The following is a 24,185-nucleotide window of genomic DNA, read 5'->3' as shown; positions in this document are numbered from 1 at the left end:
ACTGACTAATAATGAATCAATGCCCGCCGTTCTTTTCCGTTCATCAAAACAGTCAGGGGTTTTTCGAATTCAACATGTTTAATAAACTCCGTTTCATTCACCAACTTCTGACTACTCAAAACTTCCATATTCAGTTTTGCACTGTTCGACTGATGGGGTACTGAAAAGTACCCTACATTCATTGAGGTAACGTTGTGAAAAAAGTGTGAACCAAGCGAGGCATCCAGCGGAAAGCCCGGCAGGCCCATTTCTACAATAACCCGCGCTTTTGAGATATGCGCCCACAAAACGGGAATTCCGGTAAATGGATCGCGCGACCCCCAGCGGCCCGGGCCAATCAGAATATATTCTTTCTGTTTCCGCTCAAAATACTGATTGAGCTTACCAATTTCGGCAGCCATTTGGCGGGTTTTCATTCTATCAAACTTTTCGGTATCTACATACACGACATCTTTAATGGTTTTAACCTTACCATTCCCCATTCCCCGCTCGGCATATAAAAAAACATTGGTATCGTCCTTTTGTCCCAAATCGATATTTACCTGCTGTTCAACCCTGATCAGGGGCTTTATTTGCAAAAGATAAAATGTAGGTAACCCATTTTCCGCCGGTTCAAGATCAAGAGCATACTCGATCTCTACAGGCGATCCCATGGCCTCTTTGAAAAGCTTCAGTAATAACTGAAGGGTTTCTGCCAGGGGCAGATAATTATACTTTAAAATATTGGCAAAATTGATCACTTTTGGCCCGTGTCCCTGGATACCAGGTACCAAATCATCGTTTTCCATTAAATACGAAGAAGCGGAATGCTCCAGGGTTCCATCCTTCTCAGCCTCCCGTATCCTGTACTTTTTAATGGCGGCATCTTCTCCACCGGTGACCAGGTCAATATCTGACATGGAAAGATCGATGGCATAAAAGCTTTTTTGGGAGTCACGCATTAAATCCCCTACAGTTGTATGGTTAATAGACGGATATTTGGGACAAAACCGGAAGGAATTCTCCCCACCTACCACATACATCCCCAACCCAACAGCAGCCACAGAAAAGCCATCTTCCGGCTGCATGTAAGAAATAGGATAATAGTTGTATGACTGTGCTACCCCTGATATGGTCGGGTAAAATTTGTTGTTATAATTTTGTCCGACTACCTCCTGAATTACAACGGCCATTTTTTCTTCTTCAATTTTATAATGAACGGCATCGAAATAAGCCTGGGCCGACTCAGTAAAAATACTGGAATAAACCAATTTAACGGCTGTCTCCAACTGATTGTAACGCACCTGGATATCCGGATGATTATTGGGAATAAGATACGTGGCATAAACCCCGGAAAAAGGCTGAAGAAGAGAATCCTCAAACAATCCGGAAGAGCGAACGGCAAGCGGTTTGTCAACACATTTCACATATTCCATTAGCCGCTCCCTGATTTTCTCATCCAATTCCGACTCCAAAATATGTTGCCGGATGGACTTATAGTCATTCAGGGAATAAATATCCTCGTATAAATTATTGCCTTCCACGAATCTATCAAACTCCAGGGCTCCAATTACCGCTGTGCCCGGAATACGAATGTTCATTTCCGGGATCAAAGTATGAAAATCGATGTTTTCCATAAAATTGCACATGAAGGCAATTCCACGTCCCTTCCCACCAAGCGAGCCTTTGGCCAAACGAACAATCAGCCGGTTGGAGTTAAGCAAAAAAGAGTCGAAGTTTACAATTGTCCCTTTCAGCCTTTCAAACCGTACTGTTTTAAAAACATCCAGGCAAAACCGGCGCAGCTCTTCAGTCGATTCAAAATCTTCTGTTTTTACAGAGCGTAACTGCTCTGCCATGTTTATTTCCCCCCGCGCCATCAGCCAGGTGGAGAAGGAATTCCGCCTGCCGTGATAGGACAATACTTCACCGGGCACATCTTTAAACTTATCCTGAAACTCCAGCAGGTTACGGGCTTCTGCAATGGGTTTTCCGTCCTTGCCTTTAAAAATAAAATTTCCAAACCCCAGTTTCCGGTACAAAAAGTTCAGGATATCCATCGAGAGGCTTTCCGAGTTCTTATTGATAAAATCGGCCTGAATGGCTTTTGCCCTGCTGGCATTGGCAATATCCTGTGACTGAAGTAACACCGGGATAGGATATTTTAATGTGTTTTTGGCATATTTTAAAAGCTCAATGCCTGCATCCCCATCTTCTTTTCCCTCTTTTTCGAATTTTACATCGGAAATAACGCAAAGCATATACCGGCGGTAACTGTTAATAATCCTAACAGCGTCTTCATAACTATCAACCAAAATTACTTTTGGCCGCGCCCTCATTTTTAATATTTTGTGCAGCTCATCTTTCGCATCTTCCTGAACCAAAATCTGGGTTTGGGTCATAATGGTTGTGTAAAGCATCGGCAGGTAACGCGAATAATACTGGATACTGTCTTCCACCAGCAAAATTACCCGCACATTTCCGTTTTGCGTGTCCCGCTCCACATTCTTCTTGTCTTCGATGTATTTTATCATGGCAAGAAAAACATTGGAGTTACCATTCCAGACAAAAATACGATCGATAAAATCCAGCTTTCGACCTTCCGCCTGAAAGTATCGCAAATCGGAATTATTATTCGCCAGCAACAACAGCGGGACCCGGGGACGCAGTTTTCCAATGGCACGGGCGGTTTTCACCGCCGTATTCTTGTCGAGACCGGCCATTACAATTATCAGGTCGAAATCGCGATGTTCGAGCGCCAGCAGAGCATCATCCGTAGAGTTTACACTGGTAAAACGCGGGGCAGCATACAGGTTAAGTTGCAGGTATTCTCCAAAAATTTTATCGCTGAACTGTCCTTCCCTTACAATAGTATAAGAGTCGTACAACGTAGCAACCAGCAATACCTCCTTTATTTTGGTAGGCATTAGCTCCTGGAAAATATCACGGTCGTTTTTGGTTCGTTTGTATATGCTGGCCAGCGTTATTTTATCAATGTCCATTTTATCCAAGCTTATGAATTAAGAGCCCGGAACGAAGTTTCGGTTCGAACCACGTAGTTTTAGGTGGCATGATATTTCCACTGTCGGCAATATTAATAAGTTGCTGCATCGAAACAGGGTACAACGCAAAGGCAGCTTTCATTTCACCGGAATCCACACGTTTTTTCAACTCGCCCAAGCCACGGATACCGCCCACAAAATCGATACGCTTTGAGGTACGCAAATCGGTAATATCCAAAAGGGGCCCCAATACCTGCTCCGACAAAATAGTAACATCGAGCACACCGATAGGATCCTCATCATTAAAAGTACCCTGGCGCGCAGTAAGTTTATACCAGCTTCCGGAAAGATAAAGGCTGAATTCATGCAATCGGCCCGGTTTGTAAATTTCAGTCCCCATATTCTCCACCTCAAAAGCTTTATTGAGTTCTGCCAGAAATGCATTATCTGAAAGGCCGTTCAGATCGGTAACCAACCGGTTGTAATCTATAATCTGCAACTGGTTGTCAGGGAAATGAACTGCCATAAAAAAGTTGTATTCTTCTTCCCCTGTATGATTTGGGTTCTGAGCTGTTTTTTCAATGCCTATTCTCGCAGCAGCGGCAGTCCGGTGATGCCCGTCAGCCACATATGTACAGGGTACTTTTTCTTCAAAAAGTGTTTCAATGGCCTTATTTTTATCCGCATCGTACACTACCCAAAAATGATGACCGAAGCCATCCTCCGCAGTAAAATCATAGTCGGGAGTATTATTGGTTACTACCTCCTCCACAATGGCATCGATTTCAGGTACTGCTTTGTAAGAAAAAAATACGGGTTCGATATTGGCATCCAGGTAACGTGTTAGCACCATCCGGTCTTCTTCTTTTTCAGGCCGGGTGAGTTCATGTTTTTTTATCAACCCTTCTTCATAATCGGAACATGCTGCTCCACCCACAATTCCATATTGTGTGCGCCCGTTCATGGTTTGGGCATAAATATAATAACGGGGGGTATCGTCCTGAACAAGCCATCCTTTTTCCTGAAACATTCTGAAATTCTCCAGCGCTTTATTGTACACTGCTTCAGAATGAATGTCATCCACACCGGGACATTCAATTTCCGCGCGTGTAATACGCAACAACGATGTTTCTTTACCCTTTGCCATTTGCGCTGCCTCTTCCGAATTCATTACATCGTAAGGAAGGCACGCCAGTTCTTTTGCTATTTCCTGCGGAGGTCTCAGCCCCCTGAATGGTTTTACTTTTGCCATATTATTATTTATTCACCTGGAACGTACGATCACCTTTTTCAAAAAAGGCTACAATCTGTTCGGCTGCTGCCACCCCGGCGTTAATGTTTGCCTCGGCAGTTTGAGCGCCGGCCTTTTTCGGCGTAAAAAAGTAACGTCCCTCAAATTTTTCTTTAAAAATGTTTTCACAGTCGGGTGTAATATCCGACATATACTTAAAATTCGGCTTTTCTTCCATAATCCGCACCAGGTCAGGTTCATTTACCACTTCCTTCCGGGCGGTATTAACCAGAACAGCTCCATCCTTCAGCTCATTTAATATTTCGTAGCTTACTGACTTAATATGCTCGCCACGGGCCGGCACATGAATGGAAACCACATCGCTTTTCGCGTAAAGCTGTTCAAGCGAATGGGTAACTTTCAGTCCGATAGCTGCTGCGGCGCCTTTACTGTAGCGGGTATAAACAATTACTTTCATCCCGAATGCGCGGGCAATGCGAAAAACATTCCGGGCTACATAACCAAACCCGTGCAGGCCGAGTGTACGGCCACGCAATTCGCCCCCTGGTTTTCCACTAAATAATTCGCGTAATCCGAAAATAGCCAGTCCAATCGCCAACTCTGCCACAGCATTGGAGTTTTGTCCGGGTGTATTCATCACCACCACTCCCCTAGCAGTTGCTGCTTCCAAATCCACATTATCATACCCGGCTCCTGCCCTGATCACAACCTGAAGGTTAGAAGCAGCCTCAAACACTTCTGCGTCCACTTTATCGCTTCTAACGATTAGTGCCTGCGCATCAGCAACAGCCTGAAGCAATTCTTTCCGCTCTTTATAACTTTCGAGCAAAACGAGTTGATAGTTTTTCCCTGCTTTGTCAAAAACCTTTTCTATTTTTTTCAGAGCAACAGGGGCAAATGGTTTTTCGGTTGCGATCAGTATTTTTTTCATTACCCGTTATTTTAAAAAAAATGCAGGGTCCCTGCCCTGCATTTTTTTCTATTTATTCTTTTCAAAATCCTGCATGGCCTCTACCAGCGCTTTTACACTCTCAGCGGGCATGGCATTATAAATGGATGCCCTGAATCCTCCGACCGATCGGTGTCCTTTAATCCCCACCATTCCTTTTGCAGTGGCAAAGTCGAGAAAATCTTTTTCAAGTTCTGTATATTCAGGTGCCATCACAAACGTAACATTCATGCGCGAACGGTCATTAGGATCAGTTACTGTTGGCACGAACAGTTTATTCCGGTCAAGTTCATTATAAAGCAGAGCTGCCTTTTCGATATTTGTTTTTTCCATGGCTTCCACCCCACCGTTTTCCTTCAGCCAACGCAATGTTTGCAGGCATGCAAATATGGGCAGAGTAGCCGGTGTATTGAACATGGATTCTTTGTCAATATGCGTTTTGTAGTTAAGCATTGTCGGAATGGGTCTGTCAACTTTACCCAGTGCCTCATCTTTAACAATAACTACCGTAGCGCCCGATGGCCCCAGATTTTTTTGCGCCCCGGCATAAATTAAATTGTATTTGGCAACATCAATGGGGCGGCTGAGAATGTCCGACGACATGTCGGCAACCAGCGGTATACCTACGTCAGGGTCGCTCAGCAATTCGGTTCCGTAAATCGTATTGTTGGAAGTGATATGAAAATAATCGGCATCGGCAGGAACTACATAATCTTTGGGAATATAATTAAAGTTTGCGTCTTTTGAAGAGGCTACCTCCACCACATCACCAAAAAGTTTAGCTTCTTTAATGGCCTTCGAAGCCCAGGATCCGGTATTCAGATAAGCTGATTTTTTACCCATCAAATTGTAAGGTACCATTAAAAACTGGGTACTGGCGCCTCCCTGCAGGAAAAGTACCGAATATCCGTCGGGAACCTGGAGCAATTCCTTAATCAAAGCCTGCGCTTCAGACATAACGGCAACAAACTCTTTGCTCCGGTGCGAAACTTCCATTACCGAAAGGCCGGTACCAGCAAAATTTGTAACAGCTTCGGCTGTCTTTCCTTTAGTAAATTCGGGCAAAATAGAAGGCCCTGCATAAAAATTGTGCTTTTTCATTCCTGTAACTTTTTAGGTGAACTTTATAAAATCAATTGGTCATCAGGGCTACAAATTTATTCGATTCTGAAAAAGAAAGCTATTTTTTGAAAAGAAAAAAATGAAACGACAGTTATTTAAAGAATATTTAAATAAAAGGCAGTTTTACAATCTCAGCCGGAATGGTTTTATTTCTGATTTTCACAAATATTCCTGTTCCGAAAGCGGAATATTCACGCGCTACATATCCCATTCCAATTCCTTTTCCAAGAACAGGCGACTGTGTTCCCGAAGTTACTTTTCCTATCACTAATCCACTGGAATCAACCAATTCATACCCTTGACGAGGAATCCCTCTTTCGAGCATTACAAACCCTCTAAGCCGGCGGGAAATCCCTTCGGTTTTTTGCATCATCAGAAAATCTCGATCAATAAACCGGCGGTCATTGTTAAACTTTGTTATCCAACCCAACCCGGCTTCAATGGGTGAAGTTGTATCGTCAATATCATTTCCGTAAAGACAATACCCCATTTCGAGGCGGAGGGTATCCCGGGCTCCCAGACCTACCGGCTTGATTCCAAATTCTTCTCCCGCATCAAAAACGGCAGTCCATAATTTGACTGTATCTTCATTTTTGCAATAAAGTTCAAATCCGCCGGCTCCGGTATAACCTGTGGCAGAAATTATAATATCGTCCAGACCGGCCATTTTTCCGACGACAAAACTGTAAAACCGAATCTCGTTCAAATTTACATCCGTAAGTTTTTGCAATGTACTGAGGGCATTGGGCCCCTGCACAGCCAACTGGCTTATACTGTCAGATACATTTTCCAGTTCGGCCCCACAATCGTTCTGACTGTTCACCCACTCCCAATCTTTTTCAATGTTAGCAGCATTCACTACCATTAAATATTTTTCGGGTTCGAAAAAATATACCAGAAAATCGTCTACAATACCTCCCTTGCCATTAGGAAAACAAGTGTATTGTGCCTGCCCGGGCCTGAGAATGGTAGGGTCATTTGACGAAATTTTTTTTACCAGTTCAAGCGCCTGGGGGCCTTTCACCCAAAATTCGCCCATATGGGAAACATCAAAAACCCCTACCTTATCGCGTACAGTAAAATGCTCGTCTTTTATTCCACTGTACTCAACGGGCATTTCATACCCGGCAAACTCAACCATTTTGGCACCTGCTTTTTTGTGTACCTCGTTTAATGCAGTTAATTTCATGTTTTATAATTGTTAGTTTTCAAAGGTAAATCATGCCTGGTTATGCAAGCCAGACAGATAACTCACCTATATGAAAATCCGGCAGTGTGTAAATATCATACTCACGGCTCGTTTCAAGTTCTATAATTGCTAAAAAATGACTAAAATATGCAAAACTATGGATTACGCTTTCCCTAAGACATGAATTTTATCATCGTTTTTATAAATTGAATGTTCAATTATTTCCTTAAATTGCAGCGCTATTTTTATGGAATGGAGGATGAATGAACAATTTGATTACGTTGACCTAAGCTATCTGGAGGAAATATCTGGCGGAGACGTCAGTTTTAAAAAGGAATTAATTGGAATTTTCCTTACCCAGATTCCGGAGTTTGTTACGAATATGCACCGGTTTTTAACTAAAAATGAAATTGGGGATCTGGCAAAGGAAGCCCACACGGCTAAATCTTCGGTGTTAATTTTTATGATGGAAAAGACGGGAAAAATGCTAAAACAAATCCAACTTTTGGCAGAAAAGAACAGCACAGAGCAAATTCCATCTTTGATTAACGAAGTGGAAACAGATTTGGCAAATGCTTCAAAGGAATTATCCGGTTACCTGAAAAAACTTTAGGATAGCTAATCTCTCGGCCAATCCCCGCGGTTAGTTTACAACCACAAATTCCGTTTTGAGTTACTTCGACTCGTGCAACCCACACTCTTTTCCTGTGTTTTGCTCCCACCACCAGCGTCCTGCACGAAAATCTTCGCCTGGCTTTATTGCACGCGTACAGGGCTCGCAGCCAATACTAACAAATCCTTTGTCGTGCAATATATTATACGGAACATGATTTTCTTTGACATACTGTTTAACTTCATCCAGGCTCCAGTCTAATAATGGGTTGTATTTTACAATATGGTTGCCCTCGTCCCATTCGAATTCGGCCAGGTTACTACGGTTGGCCGATTGGGCAGCACGAATCCCTGTAATCCAAACCTGGTTCCCTTCCAACGCCCGTTTCAACGGAATTACTTTTCGAATATAACAGCACTCTTTGCGATTTTCCACCGACTCATAAAAACTGAAAGTTCCCTTTTCCCGCAATAATTTCTCTACTTTATCGGTCGGCGGGAAATATGCATGAATGGGTTTGCCATACTTTTCAAGGGTAGTGCGGTACACCTTATAGGTTTCTTCAAACATTCGGCCCGTATCAAGCGTAATAACCCGGACAGGTATTTCGTTTTTGAAAATCAGGTCAGTTATTACCTGGTCTTCGTAACCAAAACTGGTAGTAAATATGACCTTCCCTTCGTACCTTTCAGCAAGGTATTTCAATTTTTCTACAATCGACTTCCCTTCTAAACTATCACTTATATTTTGAGCTGCTTTCAATCCTTCCATCCAAATTATCCTTGATTTTTAAACGTATTTTTCTCTATCTTTCTTCCAAAATCATATACTCAGCAAATATAAAAAATCAATTTCCTCAACGCCAAGTTTACTGAAAGATTATTCCACATACAAAACCAGTCCTTTCAGGTATTCTCCTTCAGGATGATAAATATTCACAGGATGATCTTCGGGCTGTGAAAGCTGGTGCAGGATGCGCACCGAGCGGCCGGCAATGGCCGCAGCCGAAAAAACGGTTTCGCGGAAACGGTCTTTTGAAACTACCTGCGAACAGGAAAAAGTAAACAAAATGCCGCCACTCCGGATCTGCTCAAAAGCACGGGTATTGATTCGTTTGTAGCCCTTTAAAGCCTGGGGCAGTGTGTTGCGGCGTTTGGCAAATGCAGGGGGGTCTAAAATAATCAGGTCGTATTTATCCTGAATGGTTTTCAGAAACTCAAATCCATCTGCAACAAATGCCTCGTGCCTTCCATCACCGGGAAAATTCAGATGAACATTTTCATTGGTCAGGTCAATGGCCCTTGCAGAAGCATCAACTGAATGCACCAACCGGGCGCCTCCTTGCAGGGCATAAACAGAAAACCCGCCAGTGTATCCAAACATATTAAGCACCTCGCAACCCGAGGCATATTTTTGAACCAGCAACCGGTTTTCCCGCTGATCGATAAAGAAGCCGGTTTTTTGGCCATTTTCCCAATCGATATTAAAACGGAGACCATGCTCCAGCACCTCATTACTTTCAGGTTCTCCAAAAATCAACTCATCAGTTGGCTGAATATCCGCTTTAAAAGGAAGTGTTTTTTCACTTTTATCATACACGGCTTTCAACTTGTCTCCGAGCACTTCCTGTAGCGCTTTTACCAGTTCATCCCGCATGAAGTACATTCCAATCGAATGCATTTGCATTACGGCCGTGCCATTGTAAAAATCCACAATCAGACCGGGCAAACCATCTCCTTCGGCATGAATGAGCCGGAATACATTGGTGGAAGCACTTTCGCCAAATCCCAACTTATTCCGGTAATCCCACGCTTTTTGAACTTTACTTTTCCAAAAGGCAAAATCAGGTTTTATCTCTTCAAAAGAGATAATGCGAATGGCGATGGAACCTATTTGATAATGGCCGATTCCCAGGAACTCATCTTTATTGGAGAAGACGGCCACCAAATCACCTTCGGCAACCTGTCCGTATATTTTTTTTATGGCGCCTGAAAACACCCAGGGATGAAACCGTTTCAGCGACTGATCTTTCCCTGATTTTAAAACAATTTTAATGTAGTCTTCTGCCATAATCAATTATCGGAAAAATTTTGATAAATATGCAGGGCTGTCCAGGCGTCGGTAGCCGCATATATTTGCTGGGCCTCTGTGAGATCGGGCGCCTCCCAATTGGAAAGCTGCTGCGATTTTGAAATACGAAATCCCAATACAATGGCCGCAAGTTTTTTTAGGCTGAAATTCTGAATACCAATCTCTTTTGCAGTATCCTGCAATTCAATAAACCCATGTGGGTTAAATGGGGAAATCTCCTGCAGGCCTTTAATATCGTCCCGAATAGCCACACCGGGCTTAATGATACCCGGATCAGACAATATATTTCGAATTTCCTGGGGAAGCCCCAGTTTGTTGACCCTGATTAAAAAAGCTTCGTTGGGTGTGGAGAGCTGTAAAAGCGCCACTTTATTAATAACTCCTTTTTTAAAAGACGGCCTTGTTTCGGTGTCAAAACCAATCAATGATTGCGTTGAAAGGAATTCGGCCACATCGTTCACCTGCTCTGGCTTGTCAATCACATAAATTTCCCCTTCGAACCACCGCAACGGCAAATCGGTCAATTCTTCTTTGGATATACTTTCTTTAAACATCTTTTCACTCTTCATCGGACTGGGTTCCCCAAAACTTATCAAGCCATTCCGGATTGCCCGTTCCCGGTTTTATTTCATCATCTTCTCTCCCAGTCCCGCCATCGCCCGGAAATTCAACGGCATCCGTTATCAGCTTATGGACAGCTCTCAGCACATTGACCAGCCTCTGACCCCAAAAATCTTCAAAATGAAAAACGCTGTCATACAAAGCATCATTCATTATTTCTTCATTTCCAAGGCTGTAAGCTGTTATAAAGTCCTTTAAGTCCTGGTAAATATCCATCAGGCTTTCCGAAATGCTGGCTGTCACCATCTCTTCCCCAAACTGAATGTCGGGATCAAATACTTCGTAGTAGCTGTCGTATTCTCCCAACGCTTCAAGCCAACGTTGCTGCCACACATTGTAATCCAACTCGGATACATATTTTTCCAACTCCTCCTCCAACATCTTTTCCGTTTTGGGGAGTAAGGCGGCCTTCAGATAAAGCAACGGCAATACCTTTTGCAGGCTCTTTAGATTCTGCTCAACCGGAATACGGTGAACTTTTTCAATCAACCCGCAAAACTCACTGGCTACCGTAACAAACTCAACCACATTTTTGGAGTAAACCAACGGATGTAAATTCGCTTCACTCATTATTTACTGAAACTGAGAAACGCTGCAAAAGTAATAAAGATTTTTTAGGGAGCCATCTTTTTAAAACATACCAGAGGGTGCTACTTTTTCTACAAAAGGATCTCTCTACTCTTACTCTTTCCACTCCAGCTTCCTGTCAACCCGAGAAACAATATTTTTATTGTCGATAAGCCATTTGGCTACTTCCATCATTTTTTCACGATCTCCTTTCAATTTAAGCAGAAGGTTTTCATAGGTACAGGGTGTTGCAAGAATTTTTTTTACCTGCTTGCTGATTTCATTGAATTCAAAAGTACTCAATCCCATTGTTCTGAAGGACTGGCATACATCACAAACGCCACACTCAGACGAGTCAGTCTCTCCAAAATACTGCAAAAGTAACTGGCTGCGGCAAACGGAAGTATCGGTCGCATAATGAATGACGGCCTGTACCCGTTCCAGAAAATCTTTTTTCCTGAAATCGTAATTTTCCTTTGAAATTTTTAACCTGTCCAAACCAATTCTCTCTTTGCTGAAATAGATGAATGGGGTATTATTTTGAGGAATATAATCGATTACTTTCGACTTTCGCAGGTGTTTCAGAAAATTATAGACCGCCTCCTGATCGATGCCTGCCCGCCTTGCCAACAGCGCTTCGTCAATGTTTACATACCCGTTAAAAAGCCCGGTATAGGAACGCAGGATAAGTTTAATAAAAGCATCAAATGCAGCATTGGCTACCTGAAACTTGTACAAATCATCGCGCGAAACAACAAAAAATAAACGCGAAGGGCTATCCACTTCTTCAGTAAATTCGAGATAACCTTCAATCTGTAAAATTTTCAGGCTGTTGTATACCATCGCCTGCTGAAATTTAAACGCCTGTGCAAACTGCTGAAGACTGAACTCATAAACCTGTCCTTTTCCAAACCCTTCGGCCACCTGCAGGTAATTGCACAATGCCTGGTAAATACGTTTAATATTTTCAACTTCGGGAAAAGCGACAGTTACGTGCTTTTTCAGTTTTGTTTTATCGGCATTGCTGAACAAAAGCACAGCGGCCGCCTTTTTCCCGTCGCGGCCTCCCCTTCCGGCTTCCTGAAAATAAGCTTCCAGCGAGTCGGGCGGGTCAACATGCACCACAAACCGCACATCGGGCTTATCAATCCCCATTCCAAAGGCATTGGTCGCCACAATCACCCTGGTTTTTCCCGAAATCCATTCGTCCTGTTTTTCATGGCGCACGCCCGTACTTAACCCGGCATGGTAAAAATCAGCGGAAATCCCGTTCTTACGCAACTCCGAAGCAATCTCCCGGGTGCCTTTCCGGCTACGCACATAAACAATTCCGGAGCCTTTTACCCGCCGCAATGTTTCCAGCAGGTAACCCATTTTTTCTTCGCGGTGCCGAACAAGGTAAGCCAGGTTTTCGCGTTGAAATGACATTTGCAAAACATGCGGCGTTTCAAATCCCAGTTTATCCTGAATATCTTCGGCAACTTTTGGGGTAGCGGTGGCTGTAAGGGCAAGAAACCGGACTCCGGGCAACAGTTCCCGCAACTGGACAATATTCATATAGCTGGGCCGAAAATCGTATCCCCACTGTGAAATACAATGTGCTTCGTCCACTGTCACCAGGTTCACCTTCATTTTAGCCAGCCGTTCTTTAAAATATTGTGAATTCAGGCGTTCCGGTGAAATGTAAAGAAATTTATAATCGCCCCATACCGCATTGTCCAGCGTTATTTTTATCTCGTTTTGCGACATGCCGCTGTGTATTTTTAAGGCTTTCACTCCTTTGCGGTGCAGGTTTTCCACCTGGTCTTTCATCAGGGCAATCAACGGCGTAATAACAATACAAATCCCTTCCCGCGAAAGCGAATAAACCTGGAAAGTGACAGATTTTCCTCCACCGGTAGGCATCAGTCCCAGCGTATCTTTTCCCGAGGCTACTGACTCGATAATCTCCAGTTGTAGCGGGCGAAATTCGGAAAATCCCCAGTAGCGGTTAAGTATTTGACTAAAATCTTCCATTATACCCTAATTAAACTTATCTCAATGGCTTCGCATTTCCCGGTAAAAATAATATTATCTCCTGATTTGCAGGTTTAACAATTTTTATCAGACCGAATGCGGGCAATAACTGTTTTAGATAATGAGCAATAACCTATTTTTTTGTAGTTTTGCGCCATAATTTAAATAAAAAAACAGAAGCCCATGTCATTTCTCTCCGACAAAGTCATTTTTGAAGGATTAACATTCGACGATGTTCTTTTAGTTCCTTCATACTCAGAAGTTTTACCACGAGAAGTAGATCTAACCTCCCGTTTCTCACGTTCTATCACCATCAATGCCCCCGTTGTTTCGGCGGCGATGGATACGGTAACAGAACACAAAATGGCCATTGCCATCGCCCGTGAAGGGGGCATCGGGGTCATTCATAAAAACATGGATATTGAAGAGCAGGCCCACCAGGTAACCACTGTAAAAAGGGCTGAAAACGGAATGATCTATGATCCGATAACCATTACGCAGAATAAAAACGTGGCCGATGCACTTGCCATTATGGCCAAATATAAAATAGGCGGTATTCCGGTGGTGGATAAGGAAGGGCATTTGCTTGGAATCGTTACAAACCGCGATTTACGGTTCGAAAAAGATATGGGACGACCGATACGCGAGGTAATGACAAGTGAAAACCTGGTTTCAACAACGGAATCCACCGATTTGGAAAAGGCTGCGGAAATATTACAGCGATATAAAATTGAAAAACTTCCGGTAGTTGATAAAAACAACAAATTAATCGGGCTGGTTACATACAAAGACATTACAAAAGCCAAAGACAAACCCCTGGCCTGTAAAGATGAAAAAGGCCGTTTGCGGGTTGCTGCCGGTATCGGTATTGCAGAAAACACGATGGATCGCGTGGATGAGTTAATTAAAGCGCAGATTGATGCCCTTGTGATTGACACCGCACACGGACACTCCATTGCGGTGATAGAGATGCTAAAAAAAATCAAGGCCAAATACCCGGAGAAAGATATTGTTGCGGGAAATATTGGTACTGCGGAGGCAGCCGTTGCACTGGTAAAAGCAGGGGCAGATGCCGTAAAAGTAGGAATTGGTCCGGGTTCTATCTGTACAACTAGGGTTATTGCCGGCGTGGGTATTCCGCAACTTTCAGCGATATACAGTGTGGCAAAAGCGATTAAGGGCAGTGGAGTGCCGGTAATTGCCGACGGCGGCATACGCTATTCCGGAGACATTGTAAAAGCCATTGCAGCCGGAGCCAACTCAGTGATGGCAGGTGGATTGTTTGCCGGAGTGGAAGAATCGCCCGGTGAGACCATCCTCTACCAGGGACGCAAATTCAAATCGTACCGGGGAATGGGATCCATTGAGGCCATGCAGAAAGGCTCTAAAGACCGCTACTTCCAGGATATGGAAGAGGACATAAAAAAACTGGTACCCGAAGGAATTGCCGCGCGTGTCCCGTATAAAGGAACATTATATGAGGTGCTTTACCAGCTTATCGGAGGGCTGCGGGCCGGAATGGGCTATTGTGGTTCAAAAGACATTGAGATGCTGCAACAGGCCCAGTTCACCAAAATAACCAATGCCGGGGTATTGGAAAGCCATCCGCACGATGTTTCCATTACACGTGAAGCGCCAAATTACAGCAGCCGTTAAAAAGGGAAACCGGTATGGGAAAAATAATTCCGTTATTTATTCTGTTTTTAATTTGTGTTGGTTCTCTTTCGGCCCAAAAAAATGAAGTGCTTCTTACAATTGACGACGCCGAAATTTCCAAAGCGGAGTTTGAAAGGATTTACCGGAAAAATAACCAAAACCTGTCAGAAGAAGCGGATATCAAATCGCCCGAAGAATACCTCGAATTATTTATCAATTTCAAACTAAAGGTGATGGAAGCCATGAACCAAAAAATGGACACGGTAAGTACCTTTAGAAATGAATTGGCCGGTTACAGAAAGGAGTTGGCTGCTCCCTACCTTACCGATATGAAATATGATGAGGCATTACTGCAGGAGATGTACCGGAGAATGAAAATGGAGGTAAATGCCAGCCATATTCTGTTCCTGATTGAAAAAAATGCCGACCGGGAACGGGAAAAAGCGGTTCTCGAAAAAATCAGTAAGGTGAAGGAAGAAATACTCGCCGGTATGGACTTTAATGCAGCAGCACTTCAATACAGTGAAGATCCTTCGGCAAAAACCAACAAAGGGAACCTGGGATATTTTACAGCGTTTCAAATGGTAACCCCTTTTGAAAATGCCGTATTCAATACCCGGGAAGGCGAAATATCGGAACCGGTGCGCACCTCATTTGGCTACCACCTGATCAAGGTGCATGGTGTGCGGGAAAACAGAGGGGAGATAAAAGTAGCCCACATCATGAAGATGTTTCCAAAGGGAGACGAAAATTTCGATAAATCCAAACTGAAAGCGGAAATAGATTCTGTTTACGAAAAACTTCTTAACGGGGCGGATTTTGCCGAAATGGCCCATAAATATTCTGAGGATAAACGTTCTGCCGCAAAGGGAGGCGAAATGCCGTGGTTTTCGGCAAGCCGCATGGTTCCTGAATTTTCGCAGGCTGCATTTGCATTAAAAAACAACGGAGATTTATCGCCGCCTGTTGAAACAGATTTCGGTTATCATATCATCAAAAAGATTGAGCACCGACCCGTACCATCATTTGAGGAAGCCCGTGCCAACATTGTGGAAAGGATAAAAAAAGATCCGCAGCGCAGCAGCAGCACAAGAAAAGCCCTGGTTGAAAAGCTAAAAAAGGAATACGGGTTTGAAGAAAACCGGGAGAATTTGGAAAAAATAGCCTCGCTGACAACAGATGTGAATTTTTCGGGAAACCCGGAACTTTTTTCCATCGACAACCGGCATTTTTCCCTGGAAGATTTCAAAAAACACATTGACGAAAAAAAAATTAACAGGGGTACACTTTCTTCCCTTTATGAAGACTGGACTACGGCTGAAATTATTGACCTGGAGGATTCTAAGCTTGAAAAGAAGTACCCTGAATTCAGGTATCTGATGCAGGAATACCATGACGGATTATTGCTATTCAATATCATGGAAAAGAAAATCTGGAATTTTGCTCCTGAAGACAGCCTGGGGCTTAATGAATTTTACAAAAAAAATAAAGGGCAATATTCCTGGGAAGAACGTTTTAAAGGGTTGGTAGTCGTTTGTAAAAATGAGAAAACCCGTACTGAAGCAGAAAAATATTTTGCGACAGAAATGCCCGCCAGTGAAGTGGAAGACCTTCTGAACAAGGAGGAGAAAATGATTGAGATAACGGAAGGTGCATGGGAAAAAGGAGCGAACCCCATTGTGGATTATTACGTTTGGAACAGTCAGGCGCCGGATGGATTCGATTCTGAGCTGACTTTCATTCGCGGGGAAAAAATTCAACCCCAATCCAAAACGCTGGAGGAAGCCCGTGGAATGTATATTTCTGACTATCAAAATTATTTGGAAAAACGCTGGATTAAGGATTTACGAAAAAAATACAAAATCAGGGTGAATAAAAAATTGCTGAAAACAATACCGCATGTTTCAAAAACTCTTTAAATACTGTCTGTTTATTTGGGCTGCCTTCGCTTTTGCAGGGTGTGAAAACACGACCCAAACCAACGGGAAAGTAGTGGCAGAGGTGGGGACACGAAAGTTATACCTCTCTGATGTTTCTGCCGTTATTCCCAATAACCTGGGACAAGCAGACAGTACTGTAATGGCTGACGATTATATACGAAAATGGGTGAGGCATGAGTTGGTGTTGCAAAAAGCAGAAGACAACCTTTCGGGTTCGTTAAAAGATGTATCGCGCGAATTGGAGGAATACCGGAATTCTCTCATCATCTTCAGGTATAAAAATGAACTGATGGCCCAGCGCATGGATACCACAGTAAGCGATGAAGAAATATTGCAGTATTATACGCAAAACACAGAAAACTTTAAATTGAACAAACCCATTGTAAAGGCTGCATTCATAAAAATTCCCGCCGACTTTGCCAATCCCGATCTGCTCAAGGAAATGACTTCCGACACATCGAGAGAGGGAATTAACGGGCTCCGTGACTATTGCCTGCAATATGCCAAAGGTTTTGATATTTTTACCGATCGCTGGACTGATTTAGACCTGGTACTAAAAAACGTACCCGTTTCCATCGAAAACCCGGAGTACTTTTTACGCAGAAACCAGTTTATCGAACATACCGATTCCACGGCCTATTACCTGGTTGCCATTCACGATTACAAGTTAAAAAATGAACAAGCCCCGGTAGAATATGTAAGTGATAACATTAAAAGTTTAATTTTGAACCGCAGGAAAATTGAGTTCCTCCGGGAATTGGAAAACAATATTTACAAAGAAGCAGAAAATAAAAAGAGTTTTAAAATTTATAACACAGATACGAATGAAACGGAATAAAGTATTACGAATAACTATTGTGGCCTTATTAACCATTTTTATATCAGCTGAATTAGTTGCTCAGGACAAGGTAGTGGATCAGATTGTGGCCATTGTAGGAGGTAATATTATACTGAAGTCAGACATCGAAAAAATGTACATGGACCAGCAGGCTCAGGGGGTCACTTCTGATGGAGACATGAAATGCGAAATACTTGAAAATCTTCTCATTGATAAGCTACTCATTGCGGAAGCGGAAATGGATACCCTGATTGAGGTTACCGACAGCCAGGTGAATCAACAAATGGATAGCCAGATTCAAATGTACCTGGCACATTTTGGTTCGGAGCAGGCTGTAGAAGGTTTTTTCAAAAAGCCGATTGCAGAAATCCGCGCCGAAATGCGACTGGCCATTAAAAACCAACTGCTGAGTTCGCAAATGCGAAACAAAATTATGCAGGACATTACCGTTACCCCTTCTGAAGTACGCCAGTTTTACCGCACCCTTCCGGAAGAGGAAATCCCGACCATTCCCACCCAGTACGAATATGCCCAGATTACCATGCAGCCTGAGATTTCGCTGGAAGAGGAAAACCGTGTGAAAGCAGAATTACGTAATCTGAAACGGCGGATCGAAGAAGGTTCCAGTTTTGCCGCCATGGCCATTATGTACTCGGAAGGACCATCTGCCGGCAATGGCGGTGAAATAGATTACCAGGGTAAGGCACAATTGGATCCGGAGTATGCCGCTGCGGCCTTTAACCTGAAAGGCGACAAAATTTCAAATGTGGTTAAGAGTGAATTCGGTTATCATATTATCCAACTTGTTGACCGGAGGGCAGATAAAGTGAAAACACGGCATATTCTAATGACAGCAAAGGTTTCTCCGGAAGCCAAAGAGACAGCCAAAAGCAGGTTAGACAGCCTAGCTAATTTGATACGCAAAGAGGAAATCCCCTTTGCCGCTGCGGCCGCCCGGTTTTCTTCGGATAAAGATACCCGTGCCAACGGAGGATTGGCCATTAATCCCAACACTCTTTCATCAAAATTTACGGCGGAAGAGCTGGAAGGAAACACAAGTAAAGTACTTTCAGAAATGAAAATTAATGAAATCTCAGATCCGTTTGAAACAATGGATCAAAAAAGCAGGCAAGCCGTTCTGAAAATAATTAAACTGGTAAGCAAAGTAGAAGCGCATAAAGCCAACCTTCAAAATGACTACCAGCATCTGTCCGATTTATTCCTCGCGGATAAAAGGGAAAAAACATTGGAGAAGTGGATTGCAGACAAGCAGGCACAGACCTATATTCGGATTGACGATACGTATGCCAATTGCAATTTTGAATTCGACAACTGGATAAAATAATACCAGATTGTATCCTTCAAAACAAAAAGAAATAACGTACAGAAATGACTTTTAAAAACGATGTGGAAGCGCTGGATGCACTGCGCGATAAATTCGGCGAATTAAAAAAGGAAATTACCCGGGCTATTTACGGACAGGACGAAGTCATTACACAGGTACTGGTTTCCCTTTTTAGCCGCGGACATGTACTTTTAATCGGGGTACCGGGACTGGCCAAAACCTTACTGGTAACTTCCATTGCCCAAATACTGGGACTAAAATACAACCGCATTCAGTTTACGCCCGATTTAATGCCATCCGACATAATAGGTACCGAAATTCTCGATAAAGAGCGCCAGTTTAAATTTGTACGCGGACCATTGTTTGCCAATATCATTCTGGCCGACGAAATTAACCGGACACCACCCAAAACCCAGTCTGCCTTACTTGAAGCCATGCAGGAACGTGCCATTACAGCCGCAGGACAACGGTTTGAGCTGGAAAGGCCTTTCTTTGTTTTGGCCACGCAAAACCCGATAGAACAGGAAGGGACCTATCCCCTCCCCGAGGCGCAGCTCGACCGTTTTATGTTTTCGGTTTGGCTCGACTATCCGAAGTATGAAGACGAGATTACCATTGTAAAAAACACCACCTCTACGCTTCAATTTGAATTAAAACCGGTGATTTCCAGTAAGGAAATTATCTATTTCCAGGATTTGATTCGAAAAATACCTATCAACGATAATGTATTGAATTATGCAGTGACACTGGCAGCAAAAACCAGGCCCGGAAACGGGATGGCCGCTGAAGTTGCAGACCAGTACCTGAAATGGGGAGCAGGCCCCAGGGCTTCGCAATACCTTGTGGTAGGCGCCAAAACACATGCCGTTCTTCACGGCAAATATTCGCCCGATATTGAGGATGTAAAAGCAGTTGCCCCATCCATCCTAAGACACCGGATCATCAAAAACTACAAAGCGGAAGCTGAAAGTATTTCCATTGAGCAAATAATTGAAAAGTTGCTGTAATTTTTGGAAACAAAAAGGGCTTTTATTTGATAAGAATAACATTCACAGGAAATTGCCATCAGGTAACAACAATAAAAAATTGAATTTCAAAAGAATAAATAAAAACGATTTTCACCTCTCTGCTTTTCTTTCAAATGTATTTAGAAAGACCGGACAGTTTATTTTTTCTTTCCGGTTCATGATGGTAACCATCCTGTTATTCAGCTCAATGCTTACCTTTTCTCAACAAAAAAAGCGGGTGGATATTGAACAGGCTGATTTTCTGGAAGCAGACGATAATATTGCCCCCAACGCCCAGCGCCTGGTAGGTAATGTACGGATTAGACACAAGGATGTACTGATGTGGTGCGACAGTGCATACAACTACACGGGTACCAACAGGGTAGATGCATTTGGAAACGTACATATTAACCAGGGCGACACACTGGATCTTTACGCCCGAAAAATATTATATAACGGAGATAATAACTTTGCCAGCGCTTACCAGGATGTGCGCCTGCTAAATAAAAACACCACACTTTATACAGACACACTCGATTTTGATATGTCAGCCAACGTAGGGTATTATGACAATTTCGGAAAGATAATAGACAGTACCAACACCCTTACAAGCATTGTTGGGAAATATTTTATCGATGAAGACCTTATCCATTTTTACAAGGATGTAGTTGCCTACAACGATAATTATACCCTTAAAAGTGACACCCTTGTGTACAACACAACAACAGGCCGGGTATTTATTGTGGGGCCCACTACCATACAGGATTCAGCCAACACACTATATGCCGAAGATGGATGGTACGATACCAAAACCGGCGAAGCAGAGTTACTGAAAAATCCGGCGGTTTCAAACGAAACCCAGCAATTAAAGGCCAAATACATAAAATACAATGAAGACGATGGCAAGGGACGGGCATTGGGAAATGTTCATATAGAAGATTTTGAAAACCAAATGATTGTAACAGGAAACACGGCCGAGTACAATGACGAAAAGGAAATTGCCACTGTTACCGATTCAGCCGTTTTTATTATGTACTCAGAAAAAGATACGCTGTTTCTTCATGCCGATACGCTGCGCACTGTTCCCGACACGGTTGAAGGAGAAAAGCTGGTGATGGCTTATTACGGAACCCGTTTCTTTCGTACCGATCTGCAAGGATTGTGCGATTCATTGATTTACTTCACCAAGGATTCAGTAGTACAGCTGTTTCATAACCCGGTTGTTTGGTCAGACAATCACCAGATGAGCGCCGACCTGATTGAAATGAAACAAAATACCGATGCTCCGGATGAAATGCACCTCAGAAACAATGGCTTTATTATTTCAAAACTCGATTCGGGAATGTTTGATCAAATTAAAGGGAAAGAGATGGTGGGGTATGTTGTTAACAACGAACTGAATAAAATAAATGTGGACGGGAACGGGCAAACGCTTTATTATGCCCGGCAGGACGAAGAAATTATCGGGTTGAACCGGGTGGAAAGCAGCAAAATTTCCATCCATTTCAATGAAGGAAAAATTCATATTATTTCTTTTTTAAAGGCTCCCGTGGGAGTACTTAAACCGCTTTTTAGCCTTACCAGGGAAGAAAAAACACTCAGCGGTTTTGACTGGAAAATAGATCAGCGCCCACTCTCAAAACAGGATATCTTCTGGCACAAAACTGTCCCCCCTGAGCCGGAATCCTCTGTAGAACCCGAAGCAGGTTCTGAATTACAAAATAAGTAAGACGAAAAGGTTATACTGAAAAGCTTCTTTCGTCTTTTTGGCTATTTGGGAGCAGGGAATTCCCAGTACTTCCAAACGGGCGATTCAGAAACCGTAACCCCGCACTGCAATCACGCCCGCCTAAATCCGTAACCCTTCCAGCAGTTTGATATACTGGTCAATTCCGGCAATAATTTCACTTTTAAAAATAAACTCATCGGCTGTATGAGAACGGGCTGAATCCCCGGGTCCCATTTTCACAGAAGGGAAAGGCATGATGGCCTGATCTGACGTAGTGGGCGAACCATAAATCCGTATTCCTTTTTCTTTCACCTTTCTTGCAAACGGATGATCGATGCTGACACCCGATGAATTCAACCGAAAAGAACGAGGCTTAACTTCCGATTCTATTAATCCTGCAATAATCAGGGCAGCTTCTTTATTGGAATAATGTTCATTCGTACGTACATCCACCACAAAATGGCAGATATCGGGAATAACATTGTGCTGAAAGCCAGCCTCAATCTGAGTTATTGTTACTTTAACATCTCCCAACAATTCCGACTGATTTTCAAACGTATAATTCCGTAATGTTTGAATATCTTCCAGCGCTTTGTAAAGAGCATTCTCGCCTTCATTCCGGGCAGCATGTCCCGACTTCCCGTGAGCATAACAATCAAGTACCAGCAACCCCTTTTCAGCAATAGCCAACTCCATGCGGGTGGGCTCTCCTACGATGGCAAAATCCACAGGTGCAATCTCCGGCAAAACGATTTCGAGCCCCTGCCGGCCAGAAATTTCTTCTTCTGCTGTGGCGGCATAAACAAGGTTGTATGATAAATCATCCCGCTCATAAAAATGCATAAACACTGCCAGCAACGCCACCAGGGGACCTCCGGCATCGTTACTTCCGAGCCCGTAAAGTTTATCACCTTCTTCCAGCGGCGAAAACGGATCATGCGTATAGCCTTTGGCCGGTTTCACTGTGTCGATATGCGAATTCAATAACAGGGTCGGTTTCTCTTTTACAAAATATTTGTTACATGCCCAGGTATTATTCCTTTTAACCCGATATGGAATATCTCCATTTGTTAAAAACTGCCGGATCACAGCAGCAGCATTCTCTTCTTCTTTACTAAGAGACGGGGTAGAAATCAGCTTCTTAAGCAATTTGATAAACTTTTCCATTTCTTCATATATTCCGAAGGCACAAAAGTGGCAAAAAAGCCGAACTTAACCAATCACAATTTACTATATTTGTGTGTTGTGTCTAAGAGATGAAAAAAGAAGTTTTTACAGACGATCAAAAACAGCTTGCCCGGATTGCAAGGGCCTTGGGGCATCCGGTAAGAGTTTACATTATGGAATTGCTATCGCAGCAATCATGTTGTTACAGTGGCGACCTTTCAGACGAACTGCCTATTGCCAAATCAACCCTTTCGCAACATCTGAAAGAATTGAAAACCGCCGGGTTAATTCAAGGAGAAATTGAAGTTCCGAAAATAAAATATTGCATCAACCAAAAAAACTGGGAACTGGCGCAGGATCTTTTTAAAAATTTATTGAAAAAGTAGTTTTTTTACTACAATGTTCGTATTTTTGCGAACAACGAACAATTAATCTTTAGAACGATGGATATTAAAGTTTTAGGAACCGGGTGTCCCAAATGCAAGGCACTTGAAAAAGCAGTTCACAGCTCTCTTACAGAATTAAAAATCGATGCTAATGTAAGTAAAGTGGAAGACATCATGCAAATTATGCAATATGGTGTAATGCGTACACCGGCATTGGTAATTGATGGCAAAGTGGTTTTAAGCGGCAGGTTGCCTAACGACGAGGAACTCAAAACTCTATTAACCCAATAATTTAAATTCCGTTGTTATGAAAACAAAAATCAATGCCACATTCTTCGTCCTGATTTTTTCCCTGCTGGCAGGGTTAAGTATATCTGCCCAACCGGCTAAACAGAATCAGGAAAAAGGAAAAGCCAAAGTGAATGTTTACTACTTTCATTTCAATACCCGCTGTGCCACCTGCCGTACCGTTGAATCGGAAGCCAGGCAGAATGTGGAAGACCTCTTTGGCAAAGAGGCCCGTTTTGCTTCTTACAACCTCGACAACCCGGCTGGTGAAGCGAAGGGCAAAGAATTAGGGGTTAACAGTCAATGCTTGATTGTGGTAAAAGAGGATACAATAATCAATATCACGAAAGAAGGATTTATGTATGCCCGCACCGCCCCTGAAAAATTTAAAAAAGTAATAGAAGAAAAAATCAATTCCCTTCTGTAAT

21 protein-coding genes are annotated in these 24,185 nt (G+C 43.0%); 10 read left to right on the top strand and 11 right to left on the bottom strand.

All coding sequences use genetic code 11. The annotated features are described in order from the left end of the window. Window positions 1–5: 5 nt before the first annotated feature. The 5 genes from D1164_RS15005 to gcvT all read right to left on the bottom strand — a co-directional run bounded on the left by D1164_RS15005 (window position 6) and on the right by gcvT (window position 7,493). A complete protein-coding gene (locus D1164_RS15005) occupies window positions 6–2,981 on the bottom strand; it encodes a PEP/pyruvate-binding domain-containing protein (protein ID WP_119350823.1) in 2,976 nt (991 codons plus the stop codon). 1 nt (window position 2,982) lies between these two features. After that, window positions 2,983–4,233 carry a DUF1015 domain-containing protein gene (locus D1164_RS15000; RefSeq protein WP_119350822.1) on the bottom strand — a complete coding sequence of 417 codons (1,251 nt, stop codon included), beginning with the start codon at window positions 4,231–4,233 and terminating at the stop codon, window positions 2,983–2,985. A gap of 4 nt (window positions 4,234–4,237) precedes the next feature. After that, on the bottom strand, window positions 4,238–5,164 hold the full coding sequence (locus tag D1164_RS14995) for an NAD(P)-dependent oxidoreductase (protein WP_119350821.1): 927 nt from the start codon (window positions 5,162–5,164) through the stop codon (window positions 4,238–4,240). A 48-nt stretch (window positions 5,165–5,212) separates the two neighbouring features. Further along, window positions 5,213–6,283 carry a 3-phosphoserine/phosphohydroxythreonine transaminase gene (gene serC, locus D1164_RS14990; protein WP_119350820.1) on the bottom strand — a complete coding sequence of 357 codons (1,071 nt, stop codon included), beginning with the start codon at window positions 6,281–6,283 and terminating at the stop codon, window positions 5,213–5,215. A 127-nt stretch (window positions 6,284–6,410) separates the two neighbouring features. Further along, the gene (gene gcvT, locus D1164_RS14985) at window positions 6,411–7,493 is read right to left on the bottom strand and encodes a glycine cleavage system aminomethyltransferase GcvT (protein ID WP_119350819.1); all 1,083 of its coding nucleotides are present in this window, start codon (window positions 7,491–7,493) and stop codon (window positions 6,411–6,413) included. Between the two features lie 259 nt (window positions 7,494–7,752). Here gcvT and D1164_RS14980 point away from each other — a divergent pair, with 259 nt between their 5' ends. After that, complete coding sequence (locus D1164_RS14980) at window positions 7,753–8,106, top strand: Hpt domain-containing protein (protein WP_119350818.1); 354 nt, start codon at window positions 7,753–7,755, stop codon at window positions 8,104–8,106. A 60-nt stretch (window positions 8,107–8,166) separates the two neighbouring features. Here the strand turns inward: D1164_RS14980 and D1164_RS14975 are convergent, their stop codons facing one another. From D1164_RS14975 to D1164_RS14955, 5 genes are all read right to left on the bottom strand, one after another. Next, a complete protein-coding gene (locus D1164_RS14975) occupies window positions 8,167–8,877 on the bottom strand; it encodes a phosphoadenylyl-sulfate reductase (RefSeq protein ID WP_119350817.1) in 711 nt (236 codons plus the stop codon). Between the two features lie 108 nt (window positions 8,878–8,985). After that, complete coding sequence (locus tag D1164_RS14970) at window positions 8,986–10,176, bottom strand: class I SAM-dependent rRNA methyltransferase (protein ID WP_119350816.1); 1,191 nt, start codon at window positions 10,174–10,176, stop codon at window positions 8,986–8,988. Between the two features lie 2 nt (window positions 10,177–10,178). Beyond that, complete coding sequence (locus D1164_RS14965) at window positions 10,179–10,751, bottom strand: 3'-5' exonuclease (protein ID WP_119350873.1); 573 nt, start codon at window positions 10,749–10,751, stop codon at window positions 10,179–10,181. A 4-nt stretch (window positions 10,752–10,755) separates the two neighbouring features. Next, window positions 10,756–11,388, bottom strand: coding sequence for a DUF5063 domain-containing protein (locus D1164_RS14960; protein ID WP_119350815.1), 633 nt, complete (start codon window positions 11,386–11,388; stop codon window positions 10,756–10,758). A 111-nt stretch (window positions 11,389–11,499) separates the two neighbouring features. Continuing rightward, a complete protein-coding gene (locus D1164_RS14955; protein WP_119350814.1) occupies window positions 11,500–13,401 on the bottom strand; it encodes a RecQ family ATP-dependent DNA helicase in 1,902 nt (633 codons plus the stop codon). 183 nt (window positions 13,402–13,584) lie between these two features. On the opposite strand from D1164_RS14955, the gene guaB reads away from it, so the two are divergent. The 6 genes from guaB (at window position 13,585) to D1164_RS14925 (ending at window position 21,916) form a co-directional block, all read left to right on the top strand. After that, window positions 13,585–15,057: an IMP dehydrogenase gene (gene guaB, locus D1164_RS14950; RefSeq protein WP_119350813.1), complete on the top strand. Its 1,473-nt coding sequence runs from the start codon at window positions 13,585–13,587 to the stop codon at window positions 15,055–15,057. A gap of 14 nt (window positions 15,058–15,071) precedes the next feature. Next, the gene (locus tag D1164_RS14945) at window positions 15,072–16,976 is read left to right on the top strand and encodes a peptidylprolyl isomerase (protein ID WP_119350812.1); all 1,905 of its coding nucleotides are present in this window, start codon (window positions 15,072–15,074) and stop codon (window positions 16,974–16,976) included. Continuing rightward, window positions 16,957–17,835 (top strand): hypothetical protein, encoded by an 879-nt coding sequence (locus D1164_RS14940; RefSeq protein WP_119350811.1) that lies wholly within the window; start codon window positions 16,957–16,959, stop codon window positions 17,833–17,835. The genes D1164_RS14945 and D1164_RS14940 overlap by 20 nt, the downstream gene beginning before the upstream one ends. Next, the gene (locus D1164_RS14935) at window positions 17,822–19,180 is read left to right on the top strand and encodes a peptidylprolyl isomerase (RefSeq protein WP_119350810.1); all 1,359 of its coding nucleotides are present in this window, start codon (window positions 17,822–17,824) and stop codon (window positions 19,178–19,180) included. The genes D1164_RS14940 and D1164_RS14935 overlap by 14 nt, the downstream gene beginning before the upstream one ends. Window positions 19,181–19,224: 44 nt before the next feature. Continuing rightward, the gene (locus D1164_RS14930; RefSeq protein WP_119350809.1) at window positions 19,225–20,187 is read left to right on the top strand and encodes an AAA family ATPase; all 963 of its coding nucleotides are present in this window, start codon (window positions 19,225–19,227) and stop codon (window positions 20,185–20,187) included. 79 nt (window positions 20,188–20,266) lie between these two features. After that, a complete protein-coding gene (locus D1164_RS14925) occupies window positions 20,267–21,916 on the top strand; it encodes an OstA-like protein (RefSeq protein WP_147372199.1) in 1,650 nt (549 codons plus the stop codon). A gap of 120 nt (window positions 21,917–22,036) precedes the next feature. On the opposite strand, the gene D1164_RS14920 is transcribed toward D1164_RS14925, so the two are convergent. Continuing rightward, the gene (locus D1164_RS14920) at window positions 22,037–23,083 is read right to left on the bottom strand and encodes a M20 family metallo-hydrolase (RefSeq protein ID WP_119350807.1); all 1,047 of its coding nucleotides are present in this window, start codon (window positions 23,081–23,083) and stop codon (window positions 22,037–22,039) included. Window positions 23,084–23,172: 89 nt separating this feature from the next. On the opposite strand from D1164_RS14920, the gene D1164_RS14915 reads away from it, so the two are divergent. The 3 genes from D1164_RS14915 to D1164_RS14905 are packed head-to-tail and all read left to right on the top strand — an operon-like array spanning window position 23,173 to window position 24,184. Continuing rightward, window positions 23,173–23,469: an ArsR/SmtB family transcription factor gene (locus tag D1164_RS14915; protein WP_119350806.1), complete on the top strand. Its 297-nt coding sequence runs from the start codon at window positions 23,173–23,175 to the stop codon at window positions 23,467–23,469. Between the two features lie 57 nt (window positions 23,470–23,526). Beyond that, window positions 23,527–23,760 carry a thioredoxin family protein gene (locus D1164_RS14910; protein WP_119350805.1) on the top strand — a complete coding sequence of 78 codons (234 nt, stop codon included), beginning with the start codon at window positions 23,527–23,529 and terminating at the stop codon, window positions 23,758–23,760. A 16-nt stretch (window positions 23,761–23,776) separates the two neighbouring features. After that, the gene (locus D1164_RS14905; protein WP_119350804.1) at window positions 23,777–24,184 is read left to right on the top strand and encodes a nitrophenyl compound nitroreductase subunit ArsF family protein; all 408 of its coding nucleotides are present in this window, start codon (window positions 23,777–23,779) and stop codon (window positions 24,182–24,184) included. The last annotated feature ends 1 nt before the right edge of the window (window position 24,185 follow it).

Source organism: Mariniphaga sediminis (genome assembly GCF_003573545.1).
Classification (GTDB): domain Bacteria; phylum Bacteroidota; class Bacteroidia; order Bacteroidales; family Prolixibacteraceae; genus Mariniphaga; species Mariniphaga sediminis.
This window is presented reverse-complemented; position numbering and strand designations above follow the sequence as displayed.

What these genes read in the sequence shown, in the direction of transcription:
- D1164_RS15005 (WP_119350823.1), bottom strand. Translation starts at nt 2,981, where the DNA reads ATGGACATTGATAAAATAACGCTGGCCAGCATATACAAACGAACCAAA.
- D1164_RS15000 (WP_119350822.1), bottom strand. Translation starts at nt 4,233, where the DNA reads ATGGCAAAAGTAAAACCATTCAGGGGGCTGAGACCTCCGCAGGAAATA.
- D1164_RS14995 (WP_119350821.1), bottom strand. Translation starts at nt 5,164, where the DNA reads ATGAAAAAAATACTGATCGCAACCGAAAAACCATTTGCCCCTGTTGCT.
- serC (WP_119350820.1), bottom strand. Translation starts at nt 6,283, where the DNA reads ATGAAAAAGCACAATTTTTATGCAGGGCCTTCTATTTTGCCCGAATTT.
- gcvT (WP_119350819.1), bottom strand. Translation starts at nt 7,493, where the DNA reads ATGAAATTAACTGCATTAAACGAGGTACACAAAAAAGCAGGTGCCAAA.
- D1164_RS14980 (WP_119350818.1), top strand. Translation starts at nt 7,753, where the DNA reads ATGAATGAACAATTTGATTACGTTGACCTAAGCTATCTGGAGGAAATA.
- D1164_RS14975 (WP_119350817.1), bottom strand. Translation starts at nt 8,877, where the DNA reads ATGGAAGGATTGAAAGCAGCTCAAAATATAAGTGATAGTTTAGAAGGG.
- D1164_RS14970 (WP_119350816.1), bottom strand. Translation starts at nt 10,176, where the DNA reads ATGGCAGAAGACTACATTAAAATTGTTTTAAAATCAGGGAAAGATCAG.
- D1164_RS14965 (WP_119350873.1), bottom strand. Translation starts at nt 10,751, where the DNA reads ATGTTTAAAGAAAGTATATCCAAAGAAGAATTGACCGATTTGCCGTTG.
- D1164_RS14960 (WP_119350815.1), bottom strand. Translation starts at nt 11,388, where the DNA reads ATGAGTGAAGCGAATTTACATCCGTTGGTTTACTCCAAAAATGTGGTT.
- D1164_RS14955 (WP_119350814.1), bottom strand. Translation starts at nt 13,401, where the DNA reads ATGGAAGATTTTAGTCAAATACTTAACCGCTACTGGGGATTTTCCGAA.
- guaB (WP_119350813.1), top strand. Translation starts at nt 13,585, where the DNA reads ATGTCATTTCTCTCCGACAAAGTCATTTTTGAAGGATTAACATTCGAC.
- D1164_RS14945 (WP_119350812.1), top strand. Translation starts at nt 15,072, where the DNA reads ATGGGAAAAATAATTCCGTTATTTATTCTGTTTTTAATTTGTGTTGGT.
- D1164_RS14940 (WP_119350811.1), top strand. Translation starts at nt 16,957, where the DNA reads ATGTTTCAAAAACTCTTTAAATACTGTCTGTTTATTTGGGCTGCCTTC.
- D1164_RS14935 (WP_119350810.1), top strand. Translation starts at nt 17,822, where the DNA reads ATGAAACGGAATAAAGTATTACGAATAACTATTGTGGCCTTATTAACC.
- D1164_RS14930 (WP_119350809.1), top strand. Translation starts at nt 19,225, where the DNA reads ATGACTTTTAAAAACGATGTGGAAGCGCTGGATGCACTGCGCGATAAA.
- D1164_RS14920 (WP_119350807.1), bottom strand. Translation starts at nt 23,083, where the DNA reads ATGGAAAAGTTTATCAAATTGCTTAAGAAGCTGATTTCTACCCCGTCT.
- D1164_RS14915 (WP_119350806.1), top strand. Translation starts at nt 23,173, where the DNA reads ATGAAAAAAGAAGTTTTTACAGACGATCAAAAACAGCTTGCCCGGATT.
- D1164_RS14910 (WP_119350805.1), top strand. Translation starts at nt 23,527, where the DNA reads ATGGATATTAAAGTTTTAGGAACCGGGTGTCCCAAATGCAAGGCACTT.
- D1164_RS14905 (WP_119350804.1), top strand. Translation starts at nt 23,777, where the DNA reads ATGAAAACAAAAATCAATGCCACATTCTTCGTCCTGATTTTTTCCCTG.